At 55.2% G+C, this 3,494-nt stretch carries 4 protein-coding genes; all 4 read left to right on the top strand.

The features are described 5' to 3' along the window. Window positions 1-88: 88 nt before the first annotated feature. The 4 genes from J1785_RS02285 to J1785_RS02270 are packed head-to-tail and all read left to right on the top strand — an operon-like array spanning window position 89 to window position 3,340. Window positions 89-1,018, top strand: coding sequence for an ABC transporter substrate-binding protein (locus J1785_RS02285; RefSeq protein ID WP_205951635.1), 930 nt, complete (start codon window positions 89-91; stop codon window positions 1,016-1,018). A 15-nt stretch (window positions 1,019-1,033) separates the two neighbouring features. Then, window positions 1,034-1,549: a GNAT family N-acetyltransferase gene (locus J1785_RS02280; RefSeq protein ID WP_217218718.1), complete on the top strand. Its 516-nt coding sequence runs from the start codon at window positions 1,034-1,036 to the stop codon at window positions 1,547-1,549. 15 nt (window positions 1,550-1,564) lie between these two features. Continuing rightward, entirely contained in the window at window positions 1,565-2,479 is a 915-nt protein-coding gene (locus tag J1785_RS02275) for an amino acid ABC transporter permease (protein ID WP_217218717.1), read from the top strand. A 15-nt stretch (window positions 2,480-2,494) separates the two neighbouring features. After that, on the top strand, window positions 2,495-3,340 hold the full coding sequence (locus J1785_RS02270) for an amino acid ABC transporter ATP-binding protein (protein ID WP_235173987.1): 846 nt from the start codon (window positions 2,495-2,497) through the stop codon (window positions 3,338-3,340). The last annotated feature ends 154 nt before the right edge of the window (window positions 3,341-3,494 follow it).

The raw sequence follows: 3,494 nt of genomic DNA, 5'->3' as shown, positions 1-3,494 counted from the left end.
TCCCGGCAACACTCGGGAATAGTGAAAACGTCACCTCACGGTTCTCACTCCATAAAATAAGATTGCAGGATAAAAAATAATAATGATGATGAAGCATAGCGCAACCCTTACAGCGACCGCCATCGCGGCAATATTAAGTTTTTCATCAGCCGCATACGCCGCACCGGGTATTGATCTGGTTGCCAATGAAACGCCGGTAAATACACCCAAAAGCCCGGAGGCTGTGGCGAAAATCCCGGCCAATTTTAAGTTTGTTGAACCGGGCACGCTGACCGTTGCACTGGCCGTGCTCGGCAGCGCACCGCCGTTCGGGCTGTACGCCCGTGATAATAAAACTGTGATCGGCAGCGAGGCGGATATTGCCCGTCTGGTCGCCGACGGTTTAGGCCTGAAACTTAAAGTGGTTCCGGCTTCCTGGGAGGACTGGCCGCTGGGCGTGACTTCCGGCAAATACGATGCGGCAATCTACAACATCACGGTCACCAAAGATCGCAAAACCAAATTTGATTTCGCTACTTACCGCGAAGATACCCTCGGTTTTTATGTGAAAAGTGACAGCAAAATCACCTCCATTAAATCCGCACCCGATATCGCCGGTAAACGCATTATTGTCGGCTCAGGCACCAATCAGGAAGCCGTGTTGCTGGCGTGGGACAAAGAGAATCAGGCCAAAGGCTTACCGGCGCTGAAACCGCTGTATGTCACCGATGACGCTGCCGCGACGCTGGCGATCCAGTCCGGCCGGGCTGACGCGACGTTCGGCCCGAACGTGACCGGCGCGTATAAATCCCTGCTGACCGGCAAAACCAAACTGGTCGGCACCGTGCCTGGCGGCTGGCCGAAGACTGCCAATATCGCCGTCACGCTGAAAAAAGGGAATGGCCTGGTGGATGCCGTGCAGGCGTCGCTGAACAGCGCCATTGCCAGCGGGGCTTACATCAAAGTGCTGGATCGCTGGGGTGAAAGCGTCGAGAAGATCGATCACTCTGAAATTAACCCGCCGGGACTGGGCGACTGATCAGGAGCAGAAACGATGAGCGAAGATATTTTCATTCAGACCGTGCCGGAAGACCCGCTGATTGCACCGGTCATCGACGGATTGTTCGGTGAATACCGTGACCGCTACGGCGATTTCTTTTCGAGCCAGCCGCCGGAAGATGACAGTGTTTTTTCCGCCCCCGATGGCGCCTTCATTGTTCTGCTGAGAAACGGCGAGCCCGTTGCGATGGGCGCGTATAAACGCTACGACGAACAGACCGCCGAGCTAAAACGCATCTGGACGCACCGCGCGCTGCGCCGTCAGGGACTGGCGCAAAAAATCCTGCATGAACTGGAACGGCGTGCTGACGCGTATGGTTACCGGCGGGTCTTTCTGACCACCGGATTCCGCCAGCCTGAAGCGGTCGGATTGTATCTGTCACACGGTTATCAGCCGCAATTCGATACCCGTCTCGACCCGGAAGTCTATTCCCGGCCGCCGTATGACGGGCGACTGCCGTTTACCAAAACACTGAAAGCGCAGGTGCCGGTCACCTCATCTGCGACATAACGACAAGGGAACTCCATGGGCGAAAATACCCCTTCAACTGTGAATCATCCGCCGCTGAAAGTGGTACCGGCGCGCTATCCGTGGCGACTGGCCGGTGCGGTATTTTCGGCGTTTATTCTCTTAGGTATCATCCAGTCAATCGCCACCAATTCCCGCTGGGAATGGGGCGTATTTCGCCAGTGGTTTTTTGATCCGGTGATCTTGTCCGGGCTTGGAAAAACCCTGTTGCTGACACTGCTGGGCACGCTGTTCGGCGTGATTTTCGGCACCGCACTGGCCCTCGCCCGTCTGTCTAAATCTTATTTGCTCAATGCGCTGGCCTGGGGGTATATCTGGCTGTTCCGTTCATTGCCGCTGCTGCTGGTGCTGATCATCCTCTACAACTTTTCCTATCTTTACGACAACCTTTCGCTTGGCATTCCGTTCACCACAGTTTCCTTTTTCAGCACCCCGACGGTTAATTTGCTGGATCAGTTTTCCGTCGCCGTGCTCGGCCTTTCCCTGGTGCAATCAGCCTATACCGCAGAGATCATTCGTGGCGGGATTTTGGGCGTAGAACACGGCCAGCACGAAGCCGCCGCCGCGCTGGGATTACCGGCCTACCGCCGCACATTTCGCATTATTTTGCCGCAGGCTTTGCGTTCAATTCTGCCAACCGGTTTTAACGAAGTGATCAGCCTGGCGAAAGGCACATCGATTGTTTACGTCCTGTCGATACCGGAACTGTTTTACACCGTGCAGGTGATTTACAACCGCACGCAACAGGTGATCCCGTTGCTGATGGTCGCTACCGTCTGGTATCTGCTGATCACCACCGTGCTGTCGGTTTTACAGTATTACGTCGAACGTTATTTCTCCCGCGGCACTGTGCGCCAGGTCGCGCCAACCCCCTTGCAGCGCCTGCGTCAGTGGCGCGTCGCCCGTTCTTAATAAAGGGAAAGCACTATGTCTGAAGCCTTTGATTTATTCGTTAACCGCCCAAGGGAAGCCCCGGTTGAACAGCTGTTCCCGCGCAAACCTCAGGCAGCCACCGTCGGGCGTATAGAGATCAATAATCTGAGCAAGTACTACGGCGCGCACAAAGCACTGGATAACGTCAGTCTGAGCATTGAACCCGGCACCGTGACCGTGATCCTCGGCCCGTCCGGTTCGGGAAAATCGACACTGTTGCGCACGATTAATCATCTTGAGCGCGTCGACGAAGGTTTTATTCAGATCGATGGTGACTACATTGGTTACCGCCGCAAAGGCGATACACTGTATGAGCTGAAAGAGCGCGCCATTCTCAGGCAACGCAGACACGTCGGTTATGTATTCCAGAATTTCAATTTATTCCCGCATATGACGGTGCTGGATAACATCATCGAAGCGCCGGTAGTTCACGGCCTGATGAGTCGCAAAGACGCCATCATCCGCGCCGGTGAACTGCTCGACACCGTCGGCCTGCGTGAGAAAGCCCACGCCTGGCCGCGTCATTTGTCCGGCGGACAGCAACAACGTATCGCCATCGCCCGCGCGCTGGCGCTGAATCCTAAAGTCATGCTGTTTGATGAACCGACATCGGCCCTCGACCCTGAACTGGTCGGCGAAGTGCTGGATGTGATTAAGAAACTGGCGCAATCAGGCGTAACACTGGTGGTCGTTACTCATGAAATCGGCTTCGCGCGCCAGGTCGCGGATCAGGTGGTATTTATGGTCGATGGTCGCGTTGTTGAAAGCGGCGCTGCCGAACAGGTGCTGGAACGGCCGGTTCACGCCAGAACCCAGGCTTTCCTGGAGAAGGTGCTTTAGCTGCCACACACATGTGACAAAGGTTTTGCTTTACTCCTTCCCCGGCAAACACTGCGCGATTTTGCTTTTGCTCCTTCCCCTCTCACGAAGGGAAGGAGTGTGGGTTTGATGGCAACTCATACAATTACACCACCATTAATACCCCACCCCAACC

The sequence above is a fragment of the Rahnella perminowiae genome (assembly GCF_019049755.1).
Taxonomy (GTDB): Bacteria; Pseudomonadota; Gammaproteobacteria; order Enterobacterales; family Enterobacteriaceae; genus Rahnella; species Rahnella perminowiae.
The sequence above is the reverse complement of the archived record's forward strand: the minus strand, read 5'-3'. Positions and strand labels throughout refer to the sequence as shown.

What these genes read in the sequence shown, in the direction of transcription:
- J1785_RS02285 (WP_205951635.1), top strand. Translation starts at nt 89, where the DNA reads ATGAAGCATAGCGCAACCCTTACAGCGACCGCCATCGCGGCAATATTA.
- J1785_RS02280 (WP_217218718.1), top strand. Translation starts at nt 1,034, where the DNA reads ATGAGCGAAGATATTTTCATTCAGACCGTGCCGGAAGACCCGCTGATT.
- J1785_RS02275 (WP_217218717.1), top strand. Translation starts at nt 1,565, where the DNA reads ATGGGCGAAAATACCCCTTCAACTGTGAATCATCCGCCGCTGAAAGTG.
- J1785_RS02270 (WP_235173987.1), top strand. Translation starts at nt 2,495, where the DNA reads ATGTCTGAAGCCTTTGATTTATTCGTTAACCGCCCAAGGGAAGCCCCG.